Source organism: Hirschia sp., assembly GCF_058892565.1.
The window spans coordinates 93,431-117,863 of record NZ_JBZXVU010000012.1 but is presented as its reverse complement, the minus strand read 5'-3'; the positions used below and the strand labels follow the sequence as shown (position 1 = coordinate 117,863).

Sequence of the window (24,433 nt, the reverse complement as noted above, 5' to 3'; positions counted from 1 at the left end):
AATGATACGCAAATATGCGTCGCATTCGATTAGTCACATATCTTCACTAAACCTTTGGCAAACCGCTGCGAATTTTCAACATAATGTGCAGCGGATGCTTTCAGCCCCTGCACCATTTCAGGTGTCACCTCTTTTACCACTTTCCCCGGCGCTCCCATCACAAGCGAATTATCGGGTATAACTTTCCCCTCGGGGATTAAAGCATGTGCGCCGATGATACAGTTTTTACCTATCCGCGCATTGTTTAAGATGGTTGCCCCGATGCCAATCAGCGAATTTTCGCCAATGTCACACCCATGCAGCATCACCATATGCCCAACCGTTACATTTTTCCCAATGTTGAGCGGCGACCCAGCATCAGCATGCAAAACTGAGCCATCCTGAATATTTGAATTTTCGCCAATAACGATTGATTCCACATCACCACGGATGACCGCATTGAACCACACATTTGAATTTGCTTTCAAATGCACATCGCCAATGACTTGCGCTGTATCTGCCACCCATACGCCATCTTCAGTGATAGGTGTTTTAGCATCCAGTTTATATATTGCCACTTTTATAGGCTCCCAATTCCTTAACACTTCACAACCACAACAGACACACCAATGTCATTATCAACATGGTAATGTTTATGTAGATTAATTGTAGTGTGATTCGAAATAGTGATTTGATTGTCTTTGACCTTCATCACTAAGATAGATCGAAACGGAGGACTGTTGAGTGCGCCTATTGTCGCCTCCCTGTCGAAAACCACCACCCGGTAGAATTTCTACATCCGGGGAATTCCTGCCTCCGCCGCTTTTTGCTGCAACAGCGCCGAATGGACGGCTCTCTTCAAAATTCAAAGTTTCTACCCCAGCCGTAGCGCCATTTGGCCCTACGGCTTTTTTCTGTCCGGCATTATCTAATTTTGCCAATTCCAAAGGAGAACATCATGGCTAAGCGATCCAATGTACGCCGTTTGCGCGCAGAGTTTGACGCAAATGAATATTTCGAGGATGCAGGACACAGCCCAGATATAGATCTATTGGAGCGAAAATGGGATCCAGCAAACGAGCAACCCAAACATCGAAAAAAGACCTCGCGTCATCACAATAATAATGAAGAACCAACGGGCCACACCCACGCAACACGCGAACAACGCTTTGTAAAAAACATAACACCGCGCTCTGAAGGCCAAGCCAAATTCATGGAAGCCATAGACCGAGACAATCTGGTAATGGCACTCGGTCCCGCAGGAACAGGTAAAACTTACCTTGCCATCGCCAAAGCCGTTGACGCCTTAAAAGCAGGCCGCGTTGGACGCATCGTCTTATGTCGCCCTGCTGTTGATGCGGGTGAAAATATCGGTTTCCTTCCCGGCGATATGGAAGATAAACTCGCCCCCTATCTTCGCCCATTATATGATGCACTTTCCGATCGTCTTCCGGCAAAGTCGCTCAAATCCATGATGGCAGAAGGCCTCATTGAAATTGCCCCCGTTGCTTTCATGCGCGGACGCACACTCAACAACGCTTTTGTTGTAATAGATGAAGCCCAAAATTGCACATATATGCAAATCAAAATGCTGCTGACGCGTCTTGGTTGGAATTCATCAATGGTCGTCACAGGCGATCCTGCTCAATCAGACCTTTTACCAGAACTTTCAGGGCTTGGTCCCGCAGCTGAAAAACTGGAAAATATGGATGATATATCCGTGATCCGGTTGGCGAAAGAAGATGTCGTTCGCCACCCTCTTGTCGCTCAAATGCTAACTGCACTTTAAACCTTTTTTCCCTTACCGGCGTTTCTATTTGAAGCGCCGGTAAGAAAGGTTTGCCAATTATAATTTAACAATGTCAAACATCATCTGAGCTGAATGCCATATCATCCCCGCTCTGATGCTGCGAATATAGCTGACCTGCGTTCGCCGTGGATAAGTTTTTAAAACTTCTCAACACCCACAATCTCTAAATGCTCAACTGTGCACTCATATTTTGTGCGTGTTCCATCTTCCACCCAGTTGATGTCTGATAGTTTGAAGGCTGCGAATTGATTTTTTGCCCTGATCTCCATTATCTTCTGGCGATTTTCAGGACTATTCTTTAAATTATAAGCCTTTTGGGCAGCATCAGACAGTTTAAAATAACAGCGGCTTTCAGCAATTTCCGCCTCTTTTGATTGTCCCGGCGGCGTTAACTTAAATTGATCCAGCCGCGTTGTTCGGATTGAAAAAGTCGCCACCAGACTATCCACGTGAAAAGCTTCACTGATTGCCGCACTCGTCTCAGCTGTAGAAAAACCTGCAACCTTGCGATAATTTTCATATGCAACTTCACAGCGTTGCAGTCGTTCTGGCGGTATATCATCTGTGCCGTATGTACCTCGGCAACTTCCTACACATCTGTCCGCCGCAGCAACAGCATCATTTGCTCTTTGCTGAACAAACACCCGCATCTGTGTATTACATTCCATAATTTTCGCTCGACCATCTGTTGCAAGCGCTGGTTCCCCGCTCGCGCTGATAGACAAAAGGCCAGCACCAATCACAAAAAATCCAGATCGAAGCAAGAAATTCATGCGTCCCTCCCTGAGCATTGCAAAGCTATTCTAATAAAATAACAGCAAAAATTCAACTTAGGTGTCTCGCAATCATATCGCCCAATTCAGCTAGCAAAACACGTAAATGCCTTGCATTTGGCTTGTCTGTCAGCTTCTCGCCTTGCTTTTGCCAGCAACCCATTTTACCCGTTAAACAATAAGAATTTAACCATACCGCGCTGGATTTCCTGAAAATCCGGCCGCCGAAGTATTTAAGGTTCAACCAATGGCAATACGTTCAACGCTAATCGCAGCACTCATGATGAGTGTGTCTTCATGTGCATTCATCAACACAACGGGTAATATTCCCGCAACCAATGAAACACCCTCTTCAGTGGTTGAAGAAATTGCCTCGCCACTTCCTGGCGGCATTGAACTGGTTGAATCTTTCACGCCCGCCGAAGGTGAAATCGGCATTCCCTACACAAAATATCTCATGCCAAATGGCCTGACAATTGTCCTGCATGAAGACAAATCAGACCCACTTATTCATACAGATATCACATACCATGTCGGATCTGGTCGCGAAGAAGCTGGCAAATCAGGGTTTGCTCACTTCTTTGAACACATGATGTTTCAAGGCTCCAACAATGTCGCCGATGAAGAACATTTCAAAACCATCTCTGAAGCAGGTGGTACGTTGAATGGATCAACCAATTCAGACCGCACAAATTATTATGAGACTATCCCGTCCAACCAATTGGAAAAAATCCTCTGGCTAGAAGCCGACCGCATGGGTTTCTTTCTCGATGCTGTGACAGAAGAAAAATTTGAAAACCAACGCGAAACTGTCAAAAACGAACGCGGTCAAAATTACGACAACCGCCCCTACGGCCTGCTAAGAGAACGTGTTGGTGAAGCTCTATATCCAGAAGGCCACCCTTATTCATGGTCCACAATCGGATACATCGAAGACCTAAACCGCGCCAATCTAAACGATTTGAAGAAATTCTTTTCCCGCTGGTATGGGCCAAATAATGCCACGCTAACAATCGGCGGCGATATAGACAAAACACAAGCGCTTGAATGGATTGCCAAATATTTTGGGTCTATTCCACGCGGCCCAGAAGTAGAAGCTCCAGAATATATACCCGTCACACTCGATGCTGATCGTTATATTTCTATGGAAGATAAAGTAGCTCTTCCGCTTATCTATATGTCCATCCCAACAGTATATGCACGCCACCCTGACGAAGCACCATTGGATGTTTTAATGTCAATTATGGGTGAAGGCCGCACATCCCTTCTTTATAAAAACCTCGTCAAAGAAGGCCTAGCCGTACAAGCAAGTGCTGGCCATGGATGTGCAGAACTTATGTGTAATTTCACACTATTAGCTCTACCTAACCCAGCTTCTGGCAAATCCCTCTCAGACATGGATAAAATTCTGCGCGATTCGATCAAAGAATTTGAAACGCGCGGCGTGGAAGATGATGACCTTGAACGCGTCAAGGCCGGCATCGTATCTGGCATGATATACGGGCTAGAAAGCGTTTCGGGGAAAGTCTCTCAACTTGCCTTCTACGAAACCTTCACAGGCAGCCCCAATTACACATCCAAAGATATTGAACGTTATTCCAATGTTACAAAAGAAGATGTAATGCGCGTTTACAATCAATATATCAAAGACAAACCCGCTGTTGTCATGTCCATCGTCCCAGAAGGACAACCAGATGCCATTGCTGCGCCGGATACATGGACAATGTATGAGCGCAACATCCCTGAAGAAGACAACACCGAAGAATTAGAAGTGCGCTATGCCACCGATGATTTTGACAGATCTATCAAACCAGCAGCCGCTGATTTCAACCCCACTGTAAAACTTCCAGACATGTGGACTTCCAATCTGGAAAATGGCGTAGACATTCTTGGTGCCATCAACACAGAAACACCAACGACAGCGCTTCAAATCCGTATTGAAGCGGGTGAGCGCCAACAAACGCTCGACAATTTAGGTATCGCCTCACTGACAGCCAACATGCTGAGTGAAGCAACTGAAATGTCGACCAATGAAGAGTTATCCAATCGCTTGGCAAAGCTAGGCTCCAGCATAGGCATTTCTTCTGGAGCACGCTTTACAACAATCACTGTGCACTCGCTCACCGAAAATATCGATGAGACAATGGCAATTGTAAAAGAGCGATTGCTACATCCTAAATTTGATGAGGCAGACTTCAAACGCATCAAAGAGCAAACGCTTCAAGGCATTGAGCAACGCAAAACGCAAGCATCCGCCATCGCCAGCGGCATTTTCACATTGCTCACATACGGACAAGACACACCATCAGCTCACCCAAGTCTGGGGACGAAAGAAACAGTCTCTGCAATTACGTTGGAAGATGCCAAAAATTTCTACGCTGATCATTACACAGCCGGCGCAGCGTCTATCATCGCTGTTAGCGACCTATCCCAAGACGAATTAACATCCACTTTGGGCGCACTTTCTGATTGGACGGGCGACAATAATATCATGTCGCCTTCCTTCAACTATCCCGCATTGGAAGCAGGCACACTCTATCTCATTGATAAAGAAGGCGCGGCGCAATCTGAAATCCGCATAGGTAAGCGCGCACTAAAATATGATGCCACTGGCGAATATTTCAAATCTGGCATTATGAATTATCCATTAGGTGGCGCATTTAACAGCCGGATCAATATAAACCTGCGTGAAGACAAGGGATATACATATGGCGCACGCTCACGCTTCAGCGGCAGCGACGTCAAAGGACTGTTCACGGCATCTGCAGGCGTTCGCACAGATGCGACAGCAGATTCCATCGTGCAATTCGTCAATGAAATTACAGGCTATTATGAAAACGGCATCACTGAAGAAGAATTGGCGTTTACAAAATCTGCAATCGGACAAAGCGATGCGCTAGATTACGAAACACCATTCGACAAGCTCGGCTTCCTCTCTCAGATCGTCACTTATGATCTTCCTGAAGGTTTCACAGATGAGCAAAGCGAAATCCTGCAAAGCCTGACCAAAGAAGAAGTCGATGCTTTGGCGAAGAAACACCTAAATCTTGATGATATGATCATGGTGATTGTAGGCGACAAAGCCGTCATCGAAGATGATCTCAAAACGCTGGGCTACCCAATTGTCGAGCTTGATTATGACGGTTTGCCAATTCCAGCGCCACAGCGCCCAAAACTCGACTAGAAGAAACCCTCATCAAGTCAAACGAAAAAAGGCGGCCCGATATGGAGCCGCCTTTTTTTATCTACAAGCCGTTTAAATCAGACGTTTAAACGTCTTCCGGCAAGATTGTCATGTTCAACTGATAAGCAATCTCGCCTTCATCTTCGTCTTTATAAATAACCGCGATAAACTCATCACCAAGATAGGCTTCAACTGAATCAGGAGTTTTAGGACGCGCTTTTAGATTGATCGCCGGGTTCAGCGTTTTTTGAAGATACGCTTCTACTTTTTTGGATTCTTCCGGACTCATGTCCTTCTCCCTTTTAAAAATGGTGTGCAGCTCTCAACCACACGAAAACAGGGCCGCACCCTAATGCGCCAAGCCCCTCATGCCTAGTTCAACAAGGCATGTTTCTGACGTTTTGACAGATATTCACAAACTTATTCGAAACACCAAGCCTGATAGCCCTATTCCTTGGGTGCAATCAAATGGTCCATCGCTTTGGCAGGCTCTTCACAATCAATGCATGCAATAACCTTCGCCGGTACACCCGCAACGGTACATCCGCACTGCACATCTTCCAACACAACGGACGACGCCCCAATGCGCGCATAGTCACCAATTTTGATATTTCCCAATATCTTGGCATCCGCACCGATCAACACACCTTTACCCACTTTGGGATGACGGTCTGTAAATTCTTTGCCGGTTCCGCCCAGATTAACGCCGTGCATAAAGGAACAATCATCCCCAACCACAGCCGTCTCACCAATCACAACACCAGTAGCATGGTCCATCATGATCCCACAGCCCATTTTAGCCGCTGGGTGAATATCTACGCCATATAATTCACTCGTACGGGACTGCATGAAAAACGCCAATACATCACGGTCTTGATGCCAAAGCCAATGCGCTACACGATGCGTTTGCAGACCAAGAAAACCTTTGAAAAACAAAAATGGCTGCAAGAGTGTTCGACAAGCCGGATCACGATCACTAACAGCCTGCAAGTCGCGCTCAACGCATCTCAAAATACTCTTATCTTCAATAAAAGCCTGCTTACACACTTCGCGGATCTGAAGCGCATTCATATCTGGGCCACCCGCTTTTTGTGCTAATTGATAGCACAATGCCTGCGCCAAGCTTTCATGGCTCAAAACAGCAGCATTAAAAAAACCGGCCAAGGCTGGTTCACGGCGCGCAGCTTCTTCAGCTTCATACCGCAATCTCTGCCAAACAGGTACTTCTTTGCCTTTAAGAGACACGCTGGAATTTAATCCCACGCTATTGCCCGCCACTTTGGCCATCTCTCTCTCCTTAAGATACCAACACATAAGTGTTGTAGGGATTCCTTAGCCTATACTTGGCCTGCTTCAAATGCTTTAGCGACTTCCACCGGAAGTTTGCCTGCTCTCCATAGATGATCAGCCTTGAGCAAGATCGCAAGGGAGAAGCCATCAGAAATTTCACCATTCACAACCATTTGAACGGCTTGTCCGACTGGCATCTTCCATATTTTCAATTGCTCAACATCATCTGCGGCATGTTCGTTACACTTTGACAGCCCCCATGCAATATAGGCAAACGCTCTTTCATCACTGACAGAATTAGACAAATGGACATTAGAGAACAAAGGCAACCAATTATTCGCTTTCAATTGTACTTCTTCAGACAATTCTCGCTTAGCTGAAAGAATGGGGTCTTCATCTACCGGACATCCCCCTTCTGGAAGCTCCCAAGAATATTGCCCCACTGAAAATCGGTATTGGCCAACCAGATACGTCATTCCGTCAGCATCCAAAGGCAAAACCCCTACCGCCAAATTCTTGAACACAACCACACCATATGTTGCAGGAACACCAGTCGGTGCGACCGCTTCATATTCAGCAACACGTATCCAAGGCGTGTCATATTTTGTCTGTGAAGAATTAATCCGCCATCCCGCATCTGAACTCGGATTGAATGGTCGTTTGGTCAATTTTGATAATTTAGAAGACATAAAATTGCTTTTTGTAGACAAAGAAAACGCAGATTGATCGTCACAGCACACATAATCTATAGGCTTGTTCTAGCGCTGTTATGTACTACCTATAAAGACACTATGCGCTTGTCCAATACTAAGGACGGTTGTGATTTTTATTTTAGGATTTCTTTATGTCCAAGCCCGTTTCTATCCCCGACACCCCCACCCCAAATGAAAAGCTGCCAGCGACTATACCTAGCGAAGACGCATTATCTTTTTTAGCACAGCGTCGTTCGACACCAATAAAATGCCTGTCTAGTCCCGGCCCATCTCTTCAGGACGTCAAAGCACTCCTTAAAATTGCATCTCGCGTACCCGACCACCGCAAACTTGAACCTTGGCGCTTTATTATCATTGAGGGCGATGCCCGTGTGCAATTGGGAGAAGAGCTAGCACGCATAAAGCAAGATGAATGTCCTGATATCAGTGACGCCGACCTGACAATGGAAAAAGAGCGATTTCTAAGAACACCTATTTGCGTCGCCGTCATCTCCAGTCCGGACGTGAATCATAAAACGCCGGTTTGGGAACAGGAATTATCAGCCGGTGCCCTATGCATGAACCTGCTATTGGCAGCAAATGCTGCTAACTGGGCTGGAGCTTGGTTAACAGAATGGTGCGCATTTTCTGAAGCCTTCAACAAAGTCTTGAACATGTCGGCAGATGAAAAAATCGCAGGCTATATATATCTTGGCACGGCAATACAGCAGCCGCCAGAGCGTCCAAGACCTGATTTAGAATCAAAAATTACTTATTGGACAGTTAATTAATCCATGTGGATAGAATCCTCGTGTATTAACTTTTGATCTATAACGCAATTTGAGGCGTAATCATCCTGAAATGCGTACAAAATGCGAGCATAGCAGTCATTTTGACGCCTCAAAACTGAGCAAAGCAGCATATTTTCTCTGTCTTAAACTCTCTGTGATGGCGTAAAGCCTGCGTTGTTGTTTGTGTCAGTTCAACAACGCCTTTCGCGTAGTTACCCCGTTCGTACCTTGAGCATTTCATGTTCAGGGCAAATAATTTCGAATGTCTTTGCTATACACAAAGACCGCATATCTGAAGGGATAGTCCGATCATGCGCAACCTTTTTTCAGCCAGCGTTATCGCTCTTGCTGCCATCGCCACTACAGCTACAGCCACAGCTGAAGTAGAACTTTCTGGTAACGTTGCTTTGACAACAGACTATCACTGGCGCGGTGTGTCTCAGTCAAACCAAGATCTTGCTCTTCAAGGTGGGTTTGACCTAGCAACTGATGCTGGTTTCTACGCAGGTACATGGGCATCTACTATTGATTTCCTAGACGACACTGATTCAAACCTTGAAGTTGACTTCTATGCTGGTTACGGCGGCGAATTCGGTGAAGGTTTTGGTTTTGATGTTGGAGCAATCTACTACGCATACCCAGACAGTGACGATGGCGACCTAGACTTCTACGAAGTATATGCTGGTCTATCAAAAAGCATGGGTGTAGCTGATATTTCAGGTATGCTTTCATACGACCCAGACAATGAAACACTCTATGCGAATGCTGACCTAGGTGTTGCATTCTCTGACTCATTTGGTGCTAGCGTTGGTGTTGGTTCATACCTTGACGGTTTTGACGAGTACACAAACTACAACATCGGTGGAACATACTCTGTTTCTGGCTTCGACCTAGACCTTCGTTGGTATGACAACGATGCAGATGGTGCCGAAGACAACATCGTATTCACAATCGGTCGTTCTCTCTAAGGGGACTGACTGAACCGAAGAGCATTTCTTCGGGGGGAAACAAGAAAGACGTTGCCAATTGCGGCAGCGTCTTTTTTTGTATCAAAAATGCCCTTCTATTCACGTCATTTGGATCATCAATCCCTGTTATTCTAGTCAAATCAGCCCTTCAACACTAAATAATTGGTAAATTCTTGCCCATTAACATCAACAAGCAAAACAAATAGTTGGAATATCAGCTTTTATTAGTATATATTGCGGGAAAACACATCAATGGGAGAACAATATGATCGTCGGCGTTCCAAAAGAAATCAAAGTCGAAGAATATCGCGTTGGTTTAACACCCGAAGCGGCTGCTGAACTGGTTCGACACGGTCATGACGTGATTGTCGAAACCAATGCTGGTGTCGGTATTGAAGCCTCAGATGATGACTATTTAGCTGTCGGTGCTCGCATCATCCCAACAGCAGAAGCTGTGTTTGAACAGGCTGAACTAATCGTCAAGGTTAAAGAGCCTCAAGCCGTCGAATGTGCGCGTCTAAAACCCCACCAAACACTTTTCACATATCTTCATCTTGCTGCTGACAAACCCCAAGCGGAAGCTTTGATGAAATCCGGTGCAACATGCATCGCCTATGAAACCGTTACAGACAAACAAGGCCGCCTCCCTCTCCTTATGCCAATGTCACAAGTGGCTGGCCGGATGGCAACACAAGCTGCCGCAACCGCACTTCAGCGCAGCGAACATGGTGGACGCGGCACACTTATGGGCGGCGTACCCGGCGTACGTCCTGCCAAAGTCATTATTCTCGGCGGCGGTGTATCAGGGACTCACGCAGCTGAAATGGCCATTGGAATGCGGGCCGACGTAACTGTTTTTGACCGTTATATGCCGCGCCTTGCAGAATTAGATGTTCAATTCGCTGGCGCGCTAAAAACAGCATACTCACTGCCGTCATATATAGAAAAAGCAGTGGCAGAAGCTGATGTCGTCATCGGCGCTGTTCTAATTCCGGGCGCGTCTGCACCTAAACTGGTGACCAAAGCAATGCTAAAAACCATGAAGCCCGGTGCTGTCTTGATTGATATCGCGATAGACCAAGGCGGATGTTTTGAAACATCTCGCCCAACAACACACCAAAACCCGATTTTTGTTGAAGATGGCATATTGCATTATTGTGTTGCCAACATGCCCGGCGCAGTGCCACGCACATCTACATACGCACTCAACAATATGACGTTACCATTCACACTCGCACTCGCCAATAAAGGCACAAAACAAGCCCTAAATGACGACACTCACTTAGCAGAAGGGCTCAATGTAGCAGACAATTTCATTACATATGAAACAGTCGCAAACGACCTAAACCTTCCATACAAGAAGCCAGACTGGCTCAACTAAGAAACACTTTCCCCTCCGAAACGTCGAATAGAAATGCCCTTCTGTGATTTCGATGTTCAACAAAGAAAAAGGCGATAGATCACTACCGATCTATCGCCTTTTTTATATCTCTATCGAGGCAAAAACCCTTAAAATTCAAGGTAATTATTCACCAAAGCTTCCCGCATAACCAGGAAAAACGACAGCACTTTCAGCACCATCTTTCGAAACAGACGCCACACCAAAAAGATAATTATCAATCACAACGCCCTTTAAAGTATAATTATCCACATTGCCGACAAATTTGGACCATTGCCATTGAGATTGATCCGTTAACCGCCAATACACTTTATACCCCGCCAAATTCGCAGCTTCCTCACCAATGGCTTGATCCCAGCTTAATGTCGTATCTGGCTGAACTGCGCCTTCCACCTTAACATTGCTTGGGAAAGGCGGTGCAGCCGCCAAATTCGCAAGGGATGCAATATTGAGACTAGTCAATTTCGCTGCATAATCAAAATCTACGCCCTCAACCACATCCCCATATTCAATGCCGTCTTCGACACGTAAATCCTGATGTTGGCGGTTATAGTTTTCATGTGTTTCCATTATCCGCACACCAGGAATTCTGAAGTCGTTGAACGGACGGTGATGTCCCCCGCGACCAAACCGGTCGAGGCGATAAATCATCATCACATCCAAATTCGGAATGAAAAGATCAGCCATTTTATCGACATAACGCGCCAAATTTCGAGATGCCGAATCTACCTCGCCGCCGCGAAAGCGTCGGTATCTTGCTTCCTCAGCAGTCTCATCGACCAATGTGCCTTCAGAAAAAACCCGTGCAGTTGAATTATCAATAACCCCGTCGACACCTTCAATATTGCCGATCATGTCATTATTCAAAATCGCTTTGACTTTCCAACCATTTTCGATGGCATATTCAGCCAATATCTTGCCGCCAAATAATCCCTGCTCTTCCCCTGAAAGTCCTGCATAAACGACAGTTCCAGCAAATTCATGCTGACACATCACACGGGCCGCTTCCATCGTTCCAGCCATTCCCGAAGCATTGTCATTTGCGCCTGGGCTATCATCAGTGAAATTCATCACATCAGATATGCGGCTATCAATATCTCCCGACATTATAACCACGCGGTCAGGATCAATTGCCCCGCGCTGTATAGCAATAACATTCACAATTTCAGTATCTTCTGGGATGCGAAAATCAGGACGCACAATGTCTGAAACAGTGACAACTTCCAGCTTATGCTTACAGCCTTTGGAAATTGTCTTGAACTCTTCTTCTATCCAACGCCGCGCCGCACCAATACCACGCGTGTCGCTCTTAGTGTCAGAAAGCGTGTGACGCGTCCCAAATCCGGCAAGTTTGCGAATGTCATGCTCGATCCGTTCAGCAGACGTTGCGGCCACCATATCATGTGTCACACCATATTCAGCCGCAGGAATAGTGCTTTTCTCTTGGTTTGTTTCCGGCGCTGCAAACGCATGAATTGGAAGCAGAACTCCCATAAATAAAACCGGTAATAGCCGCATGATTGCCTCCCTCATTTTCAAGGGTAAACTTGCAGAGAAATTTCAATGAATAAAGCCTAATGCAAAAGTTTTTTGCCTAAAGGCACTTAATCAGAACCAAAACATGCACAAAACTTAGAAAACTACCAGCTTCCACCCAGTGCCAAATTCAACTTCACCCATTGCGACAAACGCAATTGCTGCACATTCACTAGATTAGCATCAGCTTGGAAAACACGTTGCTGAATGGTTAGCACATCAATCAAAGATGTTTCGCCTTCATTATAGCGAAGGTTAGCAATGCGAAGCGCTTCTTCAGCCTTATCAGCAGACTCTCTTAAAGCTGCCACTCTGCGTTTCAACACAACATTCTGATCAAGCGCTTCTTCCACTTCGCTAAATGCATCTAGGGCAGTTTGCCCATACACAGCTATTGCTTGTTTTTGTTCAGCACTAGCCTGAAGAATTTCAGCTTCATTGCGTCCACCATCAATAAGCGGTGCAGCGATACTCGTCACAGCCTGCCAAGCGACATTGGCAGGATTTAAAATATCAGCCAAATCAGAAGATGCGCCATCCACACTTCCTATCAAACTAATGGATGGAAGATTAGCAACTTTCGCCATATGCAAGCTCTCAAAACTCGCCGCAACATTTCGTTCTGCTGCGATGATATCTGGGCGCCGCTCCAGCAAATCAGATGGCGTTCCAGCAGGCGGCAATTCAGGCACTGACGGCAGCCCTTTAATTATATCCAAATCAGCAGCAGGATAGCGCCCTAATACCACTTCAAGCGCTCTCATCGCGCTTCGTTGAGCACCTTGCGCCGCAATCAAAGATGCCTGCGTGCTCGCTAAATCTGATTTCGCGAGGGCCAAATCTTGAGAAGACGCTAGCCCCGCTTCATATTGTACATCGACAATTCGTGTCGTCTCAGTCAAAGCTTTAAGCGATTTTTCAGTCACATCAGCTTGAAGACCTGCTTCGATCGTCAAAAAATAAGCCTGCGCGACAGCCGCTGCTAAAGAATATTGAGCATAAGTGTAATCAGCTTGGGTTGCTTGCGCCCCGAGAGTAGCGGCGTTCACGCCTGCTTGAATTCGTCCCCAAAGATCAACTTCCCAAGCCGCAGTCAATTCTGTCCCTAAAGCTGCCGCCGATGCACCATCCAGAGCACCGCCGCCACCGCCGCTCGCACCAATATTGACCATTGGAGATAAACCAGCACCAGCTTGCCCAGCTAAAGCCCATGATCTTTCAACACCTGCAGCTGCCGCTTCTAAATTCTTATTGTTTGCAATTGCCTCATCAACAAGCGCGGTTAAAGTTGGATCATTGAGCTTTTCAAGCCACCCCATCTCCACTTCACCCACACGCGCAGCAACACCCGCCCAGTTATCATCTAATTGGGGTATACTTGTACGAGTCGCCATGCTCACGTCTTCTGCCGATGTCATTGACGCACAACCGCTCAAAGTCAAAGTCGAGAGCACAAGCATTAGCGGTGCAGATAGTGCGTTATGTTTCATGCTGTCGCATCCTGTTCAGGCAATGAAGTTTCTATAGGCTTACTAACTTCATTTTTGTGAATTCCAAACATCAACGCATATAACGATGGCGTTACCAACAATGTAATCAACGTTGCGAAAGTTAAACCAAATACCAGAACAACAGTCATGGACCTAAAAAAAGCATCAAAATAAAGCGGTAGCACACCCAAAACGGTCGTAAATGCCCCCATCGTCACAGGCCGCAAACGACTTGCCGACGAATTTAACAAAGCCTCATATCGAGGCATTCCGTCCGCTATATTGCTATCAATACTATCAACGAGAACCAGCGAGTTTTGGATCAATAATCCCGATAATGAGAGCAAGCCAAGAATACCCATAAACTCAAGCGGAGTCTGGGTGATAACAAGACCGACAACAACCCCCACTATCGCCAAAGGTACAGCAAACCAGATAATCAGAGGTTGGCGCACTGAATTGAACAAAAAGACCACGACCAACACCATTGCCAGCAATCCTAGCGGCAATGTGCTGGCTAGCTTTCCTTGAGCATCCGAAGAATCCCCATATTCACCTTTCCACTCTAGATGATACCCTTCAGGCAATTCGATTGCTTCAATCTGCGGCCGCAATCTTTCAAACAAATCCGCAGTCAATACACCAAGACCTGGATCGGTCTGTGCTGTAATTGTAAGTGCGCGATCAATCCTCAGCAAATTAGCATCTCTCCATGTGAGCCTCATATTTTCGAGCACCTGTGCCAATGGCACGGATTGCTGAGAGTTCGCCCCCAACACTTGCAGGGATGCAATGCTCCAAGGCCCAATGCGTTCAGCTTCTGGCGCGCGCGAAATAATCTTTATCAAATCATCGCCTTCACGAAGAATGCCGCGTTCACGACCAGAGAAATTCTCCTCTAATGCCTGTGTGATATCCAAACGGGTAATACCTGCGCGCTCACCCTTTGTTTGCGAATAGATTGGCTCAATAATCGGTAATTGACGTCGCCAATCATCTTTCACCATGATTGCGTCAGGATCATTTGCCATAACTTCTTTGGCCTCATTGGCAAGACGCCTCAAAACACGCGCTTCGGGACCCGTAAACTGAGCTTCAATTTTAGAGCCGCCTCCCGGACCAAGCAGGAATTTCCATGCTTTTGTCTGTCCATCGGGAAAATTCTGAACTGCAAAATTTTGAATTTGCGCGATCAATCCGTCATTTAATTCGTATTTTGAAGTTTGAATTAACAGCTGCCCCACAGACCCATTTGCTTCAGCTGGCTGATAGACCAACATATAGCGCAGCGTGCCTCCGCCAACGATTGTCTGAACTTGCTCCACGCCTTCCAAGCCGCGCACAAAATCTTCCATCCGCTTCATATCTTGGTTGGTTCGCTCAATATCTGTGCCTTCGGGTAAATAATAATCCACAACGATCTGCGGCGATGTTGACGATGGAAAGAAACCATCTTTTACAAACTGAAAGCCCCAAACCGACAGGCAAAAAACACCAATCGTAACAATTATAACTAGGCGTTTTGCCTGAAGAACTGCATTGATCAGCTTCTTATAAATTTTATAAAAGCCATGCTCTTCTTCATTCTGAGAATCTTGCGCTGCTTTAGGCTGCCCTTCAGGGAACATCCAGAAACAAAGCAAGGGTGTGAAGGTGAATGCAAAAACCCAACTCAATCCCAACGCAATCATAACCACCCAGAAAAGGTCGCCCGTATATTCGCCCACTTCACCGGGAGAAAATCCAATTGGCGCAAAGGCGATAATCCCCACCAATGTCCCGCCTAAAAGTGGTTTCATATTCTTTTGCGCAACGTCTTTGGCGATATCTAGTTTTTTGCGCCCTTCATGGATGCCAACCAGTATTCCATCTGTGATCACCACACCATTATCGACCAGCATACCCAGCGAAATCACCAAAGCGCCCAGTGAAATGCGGTGCATTGGAATGCCTGCAATCCACATAATCAACAGTGTTGCCGCCATAGTGATCAACACCGTCATTCCCATGACAAGGCCCGAACGATATCCCATAAAAATTAGAAGCGTCATGAACACAATGACCAGCGCTGCCACCACATTCCATGCAAAATTGACAATCGCCTCATCGACCACTTTTCCTTGGTGATAAAACTCATGAAGCTCCATCCCAACGGGGCGCAGATTTTCTATTTCCGCAAGGCGCGCATCAATGGCTTGCCCGAGCTTAACAACATTAGCCCCAGAAACATTTGAAATACCAATCGCTAAAGCGGGCTGCCCGTCATGCCGAATATATAAACCAGTCGGTTCTTTATATCCCCGCACGACATTCGCCACTGCCCCTAAATTGGTAATTGAGCCATTGCCGCTATTATTGACGATGACATTCTCAATGGCTTCAACAGAATTGATTTCTCCACTCAGGCGCAAAACCACCCGTTCCGACCCCAACACTATATCTCCAGAAGAAGACACCGTATTCTGCTGCGAAAGCGTTGCGTAAACAGCATTCAAAGAAACACCCAAGGCCGCCGCTCGTGCACGCGAAACCTCAACATATATAACTTCTTCTTGCTCGCCTGTGACGGCAACTTTCGCTACGCCGTCCACCCGCAGCAATTCTTTACGCAATGTCTTGGCATAAGAGACCAATTCTGCAGGCGTATACCCTTCTCCCGTCAGAAGGTAATAGACACCATAAACATCACCAAAATCATCATTAACTTGCGTAGGTTGCGCGCCCGGTGGCAGGCTATTTTGAGCATCCGAAATCTTGTTCCGAACCTTGGTCCAGATTAAATTCAAATCTTCTTTGCTGGCCGAATCCTTAAAACGAATTTCAACAGAAATATCTGACAATCCAGCAGACGAGCGCGATTCAACAGTCTCCACTTCTGCCAATTGCTGCAAAGCAGATTCAAGCGGCTCAGTGACTTCATCCAACACTTCCTGAGGACTAGCCCCGGGATATTGCGTGATCACTTTAGCAACCCTGATGGTAAATTCAGGATCTTCAAAACGTGCCATATTTTCAAATGCCAGCCATCCGCCTATTAAAGCAATCAGCATGAAAATGGAGCATATAAGTGGATTTTTAATCGATAGGACTGCGCTGTTCATAATGCTTGTCCTATTCCGGTTTCCATTCACGCACGGTCATGCCTTCATGAAAGAAAGATACGCCTGCCGTGATGATTGTTTCTCCGCCTTCCAATCCATCCGTCACGGCGATATACACACCCGCTTCGGAAGCAAGTTCTACTTTTCGCTTTGAAATCGTGTTGGTTTCTGCATCGACAACCCAGACATATCTGGCATCTCCCTCAGCCAAAATAGATGATAATGGAACAGCAATCCCTTTGCCCACCACATCCGATGCGCCATTGACGCTAATGCTAGAAAAAATAGTTGCCGTCATACCCGGCAAAGTCACCAGATTATCAGGCGCGATAAAAGTCGCTCGCACTTCATAAGTCTGAGATGATGCATCAACTTGACCAGATGCCTCTTTAAAAACCGCCGGTATCTTCACCTCGGGTTGAGCATCCAGAATCACATAGGTATCGAGGATTTCCAATTGCGGGCGACGCGCCATAATTGTGCTCGGCAGATTAAAAACAACTTCTACAGCTTCGCTCTGAATAGAAACGATTGGCTCTTTTGCCTGAACGTTTTGATACTGCTCTCCCCAAACTTTAGAAATATGCCCACTAAATGGGGCTTTCATCACAGTATCACTCAAAGCTTTTTCTGCTGTATCTAACGCTGCTTTCGCGACATCTCTCTGGGTACGACGCGAATCCAAAATACTTTTGGAGATAGCATCTTGATCAAATAAACGTTCAGCCCGCGCAAATTCCGCTTCGGCATTTTCATACTGCGCTTTGGCTTGAGATAGATTATTGCGCACATCCCTCTGATCAAGGCGCGCAATAATTTCACCCCTCTCCACTTCCTGACTTTCTAAAACCTTAAGTTCACTTATCTGACCGCCAATTTGAAAGGTTAGCTGCGCTGTTTGAGTGGCTTCAACAATCGCAGGAAATGAAAACTCTCTCTGATCAGAAGAAGATTCAACCACTTCCAATTTCGCAGGTCTCACAATCTTTTTTGCAACAGGCTCATTCTTGTCCGAACATCCTGACACACATGCCGCCAGCACAAGGCCAACCCAAAGCGGTAGAAGAAGTCTCATATATTCACCTATGCATTCATTAGACCGTTGCGAAAATGATTTGTACGATCACACTAACTTGAATTTGAAACACAATTACGAAAACAAAGAAACGCTTACCAAAGGACAGCCCAGTTTAGAAAAAACGTTCTTGAAACCAGATAATGGAAGGATAAGCCGCAATCCACCCCCAGAAGAAGCGATTAAGCCCAAACAAACAAGCATTAGAAAAATGAAATGCCGCCGCAATGCCCAGCCCCATATAAAGGCTATACTGAGTCAATAAAGTTAAAGGGAATACTAGCTCAAACAACATCACTGCCCAAGACATATAAAACAAAATTTGAGGCCGCTGCGCCCATCCCCGCAGACTCAAACTCACTGGATAGGCAGAGAAAGCAAACACATCCTGTAGCGCCTGCCCACGCCGCCATTCTGGATTGACCACCTTCACCCATCCCGCCATAAAATAAGACAGAACAAGCTGTATTCCCAGATAACCAAAAGCCAGTTCTTTCAGCTGCAAGGTCGGCATAAAATGCGCAAGTGTCAGACAAAACAGGATAAGCATTCCCATCCGGTCGCTGCCGCCATTATATGGCCCCTGAAAACGCTGCAACATCAGCATTGATATTACAACAAGCGCCAACAAAACCCATTGGCTCTGTAGGCCAACCATTAGTATGACGCTAAAAATAAGCCTTAGCCCAAACAATATCCTATCATTTTGATGGCTCTTTAAATGCTCAAGGCTCTGCTGGACAAACGCAAACCCCAGCAAAATTTCGGTCCACCTTAGCGCCAGCTCCAAACTCATGCCGCTCCGCCTTTATCCAATGGACGAATTGCAGAACGAAATGTCTCTTCACGCACAAGCTCGCTCAATTCTCTATGAACAGACATCAAGCGAAATTGCACAAAGCATTTTCTGTTTTCCAAACAATCAATAAGCGCAATATCAGCAAAGACTCGATCAAAGATTTCATCTTCACTATGCAGGGTCGGGTTCGCAATTAGCCGTTCAGAACAACTCAACAGAAACAGAGTTTCATTCCAAACCGGATTCCACAGAATCCGTCTTAGCATGGTCAAAAAAGAGATTGTCTTAGGTCTCGGCCGCAATTCCACCCATGCAATTGGCGCTTCATCACCATCTGTCAATAACGCGTATTCAATACGCGGCGACGGCGCGATCGCATCAAAAAAACGCCAAGATGGAATAATAACAGGCAAGACCAATTTGAGCGTGTTTAGCATCACATCAGCAATCAAAAAGGCAAGAATCAACCATGCTCAATTTCCATACAAATCCCCCAACAAATCAAGCCCTACCGCCGAAACGTATAAGAAATTGATCAATCAAAGGGATATGAATGGTACGGACGGCCGGAATCGAACCGGCACGGCCTTACGGCCAACAGATTTTAAGTCTGGCGCGTCTACCAATTCCGCCACGCCCGCATCAAGGCGCATTGTTACCCAGACACGCATAAGAAATGCAAGGCATTTGTGTCATGAAAAAGCAGAAAAATGCATTTTACGCCAAGAACAAAGGTTTCACACACCCATCACACCGCATGATAAGTGGAATAATTGCTGTAAAAGTCGTTATCGACCACAAAATTCGTGAAGGACATCCCAAATGTCATATCCAGCCCTTTGACATAATGCCACCAACCAACTGGCAAGAATAATACGTCTCCCGGCTCCAGAATACATTCCACCATTCCGGGGCGTCGTCCGGCCTCTGCATTTGCTGCGCCTTCAATATCGACGCTCCAATCTGAAAAACAATGCTGAGAATTACGCATACGGTCCACTTCAAACCCCGGCGCAAGCACAACTTGTTTGCGACCAGAAATTTGAAGAAGGAAATTATTGGTCAAATCATGATGAAATGGCGTCAAAGTTCCCTTTGGGCCTATCCATAAATAGCCAGGCGTTTTTTCCGGTTGCAGATAGTCATCCAGCTGAATGATATCATCCCACAAAGGCGCTAATGCTTTGGCATTCGTGTTGCCATTATTTGCAGTAAGATAATAATTGTTTGTCTCTTCGCCTTTGCGAAGCAAGGCAATATATTCTCGAAAATGCATCACTTTTTTATGTGAAACACTATCAATTTCATAGCGCGCATTGGTGTCACGATCAAATTGCACTTCAATTTTCGCATCACCCAGTTTTTCTTCAAAATAATCCAAACTCCAGCGCTGCATGGCTGGCCAATGGGAAACCATATTCTTGATCAATAAAGGGGTGTTAGTCGCATAATAATTTGCAAAAAATGCCTGAGGTGTCAGCTGATCTGCCTCAAGCGACAATATCTCTTTAGAATGGGGTTGGGTACGCCATAATTTTGCTTGGATATCCAGAAACCAGCTTCGTTTTTTGGCACGTTCAACATAGCGCTTTCCAGCATTCAGATATGGACTGGTCGCCGCTTTATTGACTTCAGATCTCGCGATAGATTGACCAAAGCCCTGCCCGATTAATGTTTGCACGATCTGGTCAGGCGCATACCCTGCTAACAAATATTCTGCGATCTGCTGCCTGACGGCTTTATCAAGCTTGGGTTTAGACTGTATTTTTGCTGTTTGAGGTAAACGCGCCACTTCAACACCTATTCTTAAAATTCAGCTTACTCTACCTACACGATTGGCGCATGTTTTTAAACCGTATCAATGACGTGAAACTTCAGGGATTTTTCCCAATTTTGTCGCCAGCTCGATAAGCGCTTTTTCTGCGACTTCAAGCCTAACTTCATCCACACCGCGCACCACAAGCGCAACGCCAGAATCGCTATCAGTAAACCATGGATAGGATCCAAAGCTCAGATCCGGCATTTTCTCCGCCAATATGCCTAAATCAACAGCGATATCACCTTCTCTCAATCCATCTGCTCTTAAAGTGCGCCCATATACAATTGCACCGCCTTTTAAATTTGGACCGATATTATGTAGCATCGCTTTCATAATGCGCGGCACACCCGCCATCACATGCACATTTTCGATAATAAAACCCGGCGCACCAGAAACCGGATTGGGTATTAAGCGCGCACCATCAGGAATTCGCGCCATACGCAAGCGAGCATCTGTCACGTCACGGTCTGTCTGCGCATACCAATCTTCCAGCACTTTGCGAGCATCATCACGCACGCTAATCCCAACATTAAAGGCTTTCGCGATACATTCGGCGGTTATGTCATCATGCGTGGGGCCGATACCGCCTGTTGTGAACACATAATCATAAGCAGAGCTTAGCGCCCGAACGGACTCAATAATCGTCGCCGCATCATCTGCAATCACCCGCGCCTGCGCCACACGAATGCCAAGCGGAGAGAGAAAATCAGCAATCGTTTTCAGATTTGTATCCTGCGTCCGACCAGAAAGGATTTCATCTCCAATGAGTAAAACACCAGCGGTAACATCTTGAAGGACTGAAGTTTCTGCTGGCATAATAAAATTCCTAAATTGAGCATTTGGTGTGTGTCACATAGCTGCATAACTGGCATTCTATGCATGTTCGTTTCATCGCAAGACTTGAACTTATATGCTATGACTGCCACCAAACAGATAATGAAATAAATTTTGCCTTTGATCTATGGCACATAGTGTCTACGTTAGAGACATGTCTACAGATCAGATATATCTTTGATTTGCTGGACAAATAGAAACATCGTACCGGAATACCCAAATAATGAATTACATCGACGCTAACACACTGCCTCTTCGCAATACTGGTGCTATCCGAATACATGGTCCAGAAGGGTTTGAAGGCATGAAGGCTGCGGGAAATCTATCCGCACGCTGCTTGGATATGTTGGTCGATGAAGTCAAACCCGGCGTCACCACAGGCCACCTTGATGACCTTGCCCGCCAATTCCTATTCGATCATGGCTCAGTCGCCGCCACTATGATGTATCGCGGCTATAAGCATTCGCTTTGCACATCTTTAAATCATGTCGTTTGCCACGGTATCCCAACCCACAAAAAACCACTTAAAGATGGCGATATTCTCAATATTGATATCACTTCGCTCGTCGATGGTTGGCATGGCGACACATCTCGCATGTTTGTGGCCGGTGAAGCCAAACGCAAAGCCAGCCGCCTTATGGATATCACCTATGAATGTCTAATGCGCGGCATGGCAGAAGTTAAACCCGGCGCAACAACAGGCGATATCGGCGCAGCCATTCAAGAATATGCAGAAGCTCAGCGCTGTTCCGTCGTCGAAGCATTTTGCGGCCACGGTCTCGGCAAGCTTTTTCATGATGCCCCAAATATCCTACACTATGGACGTCGCGGCACAGGCCCAGAACTAAAAGAAGGCATGATTTTCACAATCGAGCCTATGATCAATCTTGGTAAAAAAGATGTCGCTCTATTACCTGATGGCTGGACGGCAGTAACACGTGACCGCTCACTGACAGCGCAATTTGAGCATTCTATCGGCGTCACGAAAGACGGGTTTGAAATTTTCACAAAATCTCCAAAGGGACTCGACACCCCGCACACATTATCGGACAAATAGTTCGATAGAGTTTGGGGAGACTGTCGACAATGAATGAGAACGCGAACACCAATTCTCAAGCAACCAATGGAGAAAAGCCCAGTGGTGTTGAGGATGGTCTTGGCGTTCAATATTCATCCACTCCGCTTGTATCAAACACCCCTGCACAACCTGCAGCAAAACCTAAAAGCAAACCAGTCAAACATTATCATGGGCATCGCGACCGCCTAAGGGACCGCGTTTTGCAAGGCCATGGCAACACGTTGCCCGATTATGAATTGCTTGAATTACTGCTCTTTGCATTCATTCCTCGCCGCGATGTGAAACCTGTTGCCAAAGCTTTGATAGATAAATTTGGCGGCATATCTGGCGTGATGGCAGCCCCAATCAAACGCCTCATGGAAGTGGATGGTATTGGCGAGACCTGTGCGACATATATCCAAACCACCCATCTTCTCAATCAACGTTGCTCTTTGGAAGAGGTCAAAGCCCGCCCCATCATCTCCAACTGGGGAGCCTTGCTCTCGCATGTTCGTATTGCGCTACAACATGAAACCGAGGAACAGTTTAGAGTATTGTTTTTAGACCATAAAAACCAACTCATCGCAGACGAACGCCAATCTCAAGGCACGATAAATCACGCGCCCGTTTATCCGCGAGAACTCGCCAAACGTGCGCTTGAGCTTTCCGCATCCGCACTCATCCTTGTGCACAATCATCCATCTGGTGACCCCACACCATCGCGCGCTGATATTGATGTAACACGCGAAATTATGGATGCTTTCGAGCCATTAGAAATCACCATCCACGACCATTTAATCGTCGGCAAAAAAGGCATTACCAGCCTCAAAGCGAAGAATTTGATTTAGCAAAAGCGGAATGGCGGTTATTCGCCAGAGGCGGTATTTATTGAAATGTTACAAAAAAACAATACAAAACAATACAAAACAATACATTAAATATTACTTGTATTTTTTAGCAGCTCTTCAACCGTCATTGGTCGTCGGCCTAAGATATTTGCAAGCGTAGAATCAACTTGCGCAAACTCACCTTTTCTCGCAGCGATATATAAACCAAGTATTATATTTGCTGCACGAGCCGGTAGACCATTTGAAACCAAATTAGCACGCAATTCTTCATCTGGTAAAATATTGATTGGAATCAATTTTCCCGTTTCATTTGTGACTAATTCCAACAAATCTATAAAACTAAGGGCTTCAGGGCCAGTCAGCGGAGAAGTTGGTCCGCTTTTGTAACTTTTATCGCAAAGTATGATTGCAGCGGCTTCTGCTAAATCATCATGAGCGGTCCAAGAAATGGGACCATCTTTTGCAATTTCAAATGATCCCATTTTGAATGCATTTGTAACCATACTGATACCGCTGGCACCATAAAAACCGTGCCGTAAAGCAATCCAATTTAAGCTGGAAGCTTTTAGCATTTTTTCGGTTTCAAAATGATCATGCATTGGTGGAAATGCTGAAAATTCACTTGCAGCCATATGGCTTGTATAGACAACCCGCTTCACTCCCACCTTCTGTGCAGCGTGGATTGCATTTTGGTGTTGGCTCAAAGGGTCCCCGCCATGGCTGCGGGCATTGGATGACACTATAAGTAATTGGCTCGCGCCTCTGAAAGCCTGGATCAAACTCTCTGGGTTCATGAAATCGCCATATCGGACGGTCACTCCCATATTAACAAGATCACCAACCTTGCTGGGGTCTCTGCATGTCGCGACTACTTGATTTGAAGGTACATATTGGAGAATTTTTTTAACGACAGCTTGGCCAAGTTGCCCGGAAGCACCACTTATAACAAACATTTGCACACCCTAAATTGTTATTCTAACAGAACATT

General features: G+C 46.0%; 22 protein-coding genes and 1 tRNA gene. 7 read left to right on the top strand and 16 right to left on the bottom strand.

Annotated elements, in window-relative coordinates:
- Nucleotides 1–29: 29 nt before the first annotated feature.
- The gene (locus tag AC5EF3_RS05370; RefSeq protein ID WP_015826495.1) at nt 30–557 is read right to left on the bottom strand and encodes a gamma carbonic anhydrase family protein; all 528 of its coding nucleotides are present in this window, start codon (nt 555–557) and stop codon (nt 30–32) included.
- Between the two features lie 84 nt (nt 558–641).
- On the bottom strand, nt 642–926 hold the full coding sequence (locus AC5EF3_RS05365) for a hypothetical protein (protein ID WP_493547297.1): 285 nt from the start codon (nt 924–926) through the stop codon (nt 642–644).
- A gap of 11 nt (nt 927–937) precedes the next feature.
- On the opposite strand from AC5EF3_RS05365, the gene AC5EF3_RS05360 reads away from it, so the two are divergent.
- Entirely contained in the window at nt 938–1,768 is an 831-nt protein-coding gene (locus tag AC5EF3_RS05360) for a PhoH family protein (protein WP_015826493.1), read from the top strand.
- A gap of 158 nt (nt 1,769–1,926) precedes the next feature.
- Here AC5EF3_RS05360 and AC5EF3_RS05355 read toward each other — a convergent pair whose 3' ends face one another.
- Nucleotides 1,927–2,562: a hypothetical protein gene (locus tag AC5EF3_RS05355; RefSeq protein ID WP_493547296.1), complete on the bottom strand. Its 636-nt coding sequence runs from the start codon at nt 2,560–2,562 to the stop codon at nt 1,927–1,929.
- Nucleotides 2,563–2,809: 247 nt separating this feature from the next.
- Here AC5EF3_RS05355 and AC5EF3_RS05350 point away from each other — a divergent pair, with 247 nt between their 5' ends.
- A complete protein-coding gene (locus AC5EF3_RS05350) occupies nt 2,810–5,746 on the top strand; it encodes a M16 family metallopeptidase (protein WP_493547295.1) in 2,937 nt (978 codons plus the stop codon).
- Nucleotides 5,747–5,831: 85 nt separating this feature from the next.
- On the opposite strand, the gene AC5EF3_RS05345 is transcribed toward AC5EF3_RS05350, so the two are convergent.
- From AC5EF3_RS05345 to AC5EF3_RS05335, 3 genes are all read right to left on the bottom strand, one after another.
- On the bottom strand, nt 5,832–6,035 hold the full coding sequence (locus AC5EF3_RS05345) for a DUF3126 family protein (RefSeq protein WP_015826491.1): 204 nt from the start codon (nt 6,033–6,035) through the stop codon (nt 5,832–5,834).
- A 158-nt stretch (nt 6,036–6,193) separates the two neighbouring features.
- Nucleotides 6,194–7,033, bottom strand: a complete 840-nt coding sequence (gene cysE, locus AC5EF3_RS05340; protein WP_493547294.1) for a serine O-acetyltransferase — start codon at nt 7,031–7,033, stop codon at nt 6,194–6,196.
- A 50-nt stretch (nt 7,034–7,083) separates the two neighbouring features.
- Nucleotides 7,084–7,725, bottom strand: a complete 642-nt coding sequence (locus AC5EF3_RS05335) for an NUDIX domain-containing protein (RefSeq protein ID WP_493547293.1) — start codon at nt 7,723–7,725, stop codon at nt 7,084–7,086.
- Between the two features lie 155 nt (nt 7,726–7,880).
- Here AC5EF3_RS05335 and AC5EF3_RS05330 point away from each other — a divergent pair, with 155 nt between their 5' ends.
- The 3 genes from AC5EF3_RS05330 to ald all read left to right on the top strand — a co-directional run bounded on the left by AC5EF3_RS05330 (nt 7,881) and on the right by ald (nt 10,868).
- Entirely contained in the window at nt 7,881–8,519 is a 639-nt protein-coding gene (locus AC5EF3_RS05330) for a nitroreductase family protein (RefSeq protein ID WP_493547292.1), read from the top strand.
- A gap of 311 nt (nt 8,520–8,830) precedes the next feature.
- Complete coding sequence (locus AC5EF3_RS05325) at nt 8,831–9,487, top strand: TorF family putative porin (protein WP_015826487.1); 657 nt, start codon at nt 8,831–8,833, stop codon at nt 9,485–9,487.
- Between the two features lie 265 nt (nt 9,488–9,752).
- Nucleotides 9,753–10,868, top strand: a complete 1,116-nt coding sequence (gene ald / locus AC5EF3_RS05320) for an alanine dehydrogenase (protein WP_015826486.1) — start codon at nt 9,753–9,755, stop codon at nt 10,866–10,868.
- 144 nt (nt 10,869–11,012) lie between these two features.
- On the opposite strand, the gene AC5EF3_RS05315 is transcribed toward ald, so the two are convergent.
- The 9 genes from AC5EF3_RS05315 to AC5EF3_RS05275 form a co-directional block, all read right to left on the bottom strand.
- Complete coding sequence (locus AC5EF3_RS05315; RefSeq protein ID WP_493547291.1) at nt 11,013–12,404, bottom strand: M28 family metallopeptidase; 1,392 nt, start codon at nt 12,402–12,404, stop codon at nt 11,013–11,015.
- Between the two features lie 122 nt (nt 12,405–12,526).
- On the bottom strand, nt 12,527–13,912 hold the full coding sequence (locus tag AC5EF3_RS05310) for an efflux transporter outer membrane subunit (protein ID WP_493547290.1): 1,386 nt from the start codon (nt 13,910–13,912) through the stop codon (nt 12,527–12,529).
- Nucleotides 13,909–17,013, bottom strand: coding sequence for an efflux RND transporter permease subunit (locus AC5EF3_RS05305; protein ID WP_493547289.1), 3,105 nt, complete (start codon nt 17,011–17,013; stop codon nt 13,909–13,911). The genes AC5EF3_RS05310 and AC5EF3_RS05305 overlap by 4 nt, the downstream gene beginning before the upstream one ends.
- Before the next feature lie 10 nt (nt 17,014–17,023).
- Nucleotides 17,024–18,088, bottom strand: a complete 1,065-nt coding sequence (locus AC5EF3_RS05300; RefSeq protein WP_493547288.1) for an efflux RND transporter periplasmic adaptor subunit — start codon at nt 18,086–18,088, stop codon at nt 17,024–17,026.
- Between the two features lie 115 nt (nt 18,089–18,203).
- Nucleotides 18,204–18,884 carry an HTTM domain-containing protein gene (locus AC5EF3_RS05295; RefSeq protein WP_493547287.1) on the bottom strand — a complete coding sequence of 227 codons (681 nt, stop codon included), beginning with the start codon at nt 18,882–18,884 and terminating at the stop codon, nt 18,204–18,206.
- Nucleotides 18,881–19,354 carry a hypothetical protein gene (locus AC5EF3_RS05290; RefSeq protein WP_493547286.1) on the bottom strand — a complete coding sequence of 158 codons (474 nt, stop codon included), beginning with the start codon at nt 19,352–19,354 and terminating at the stop codon, nt 18,881–18,883. The genes AC5EF3_RS05295 and AC5EF3_RS05290 overlap by 4 nt, the downstream gene beginning before the upstream one ends.
- An 87-nt stretch (nt 19,355–19,441) precedes the next feature.
- Nucleotides 19,442–19,528 (bottom strand) — tRNA-Leu (locus tag AC5EF3_RS05285).
- A gap of 107 nt (nt 19,529–19,635) precedes the next feature.
- Complete coding sequence (locus AC5EF3_RS05280) at nt 19,636–20,679, bottom strand: cupin-like domain-containing protein (protein ID WP_493547285.1); 1,044 nt, start codon at nt 20,677–20,679, stop codon at nt 19,636–19,638.
- 66 nt (nt 20,680–20,745) lie between these two features.
- The gene (locus AC5EF3_RS05275) at nt 20,746–21,522 is read right to left on the bottom strand and encodes a competence/damage-inducible protein A (protein WP_493547284.1); all 777 of its coding nucleotides are present in this window, start codon (nt 21,520–21,522) and stop codon (nt 20,746–20,748) included.
- A gap of 238 nt (nt 21,523–21,760) precedes the next feature.
- On the opposite strand from AC5EF3_RS05275, the gene map reads away from it, so the two are divergent.
- Together map and radC are read left to right on the top strand one after the other, a co-directional pair.
- Nucleotides 21,761–22,597 carry a type I methionyl aminopeptidase gene (gene map / locus AC5EF3_RS05270; RefSeq protein WP_083773106.1) on the top strand — a complete coding sequence of 279 codons (837 nt, stop codon included), beginning with the start codon at nt 21,761–21,763 and terminating at the stop codon, nt 22,595–22,597.
- A gap of 29 nt (nt 22,598–22,626) precedes the next feature.
- Entirely contained in the window at nt 22,627–23,445 is an 819-nt protein-coding gene (gene radC / locus AC5EF3_RS05265; RefSeq protein ID WP_493547283.1) for a RadC family protein, read from the top strand.
- Between the two features lie 86 nt (nt 23,446–23,531).
- Here radC and AC5EF3_RS05260 read toward each other — a convergent pair whose 3' ends face one another.
- A complete protein-coding gene (locus AC5EF3_RS05260; RefSeq protein WP_493547282.1) occupies nt 23,532–24,398 on the bottom strand; it encodes an NAD(P)H-binding protein in 867 nt (288 codons plus the stop codon).
- Nucleotides 24,399–24,433: the final 35 nt, after the last annotated feature.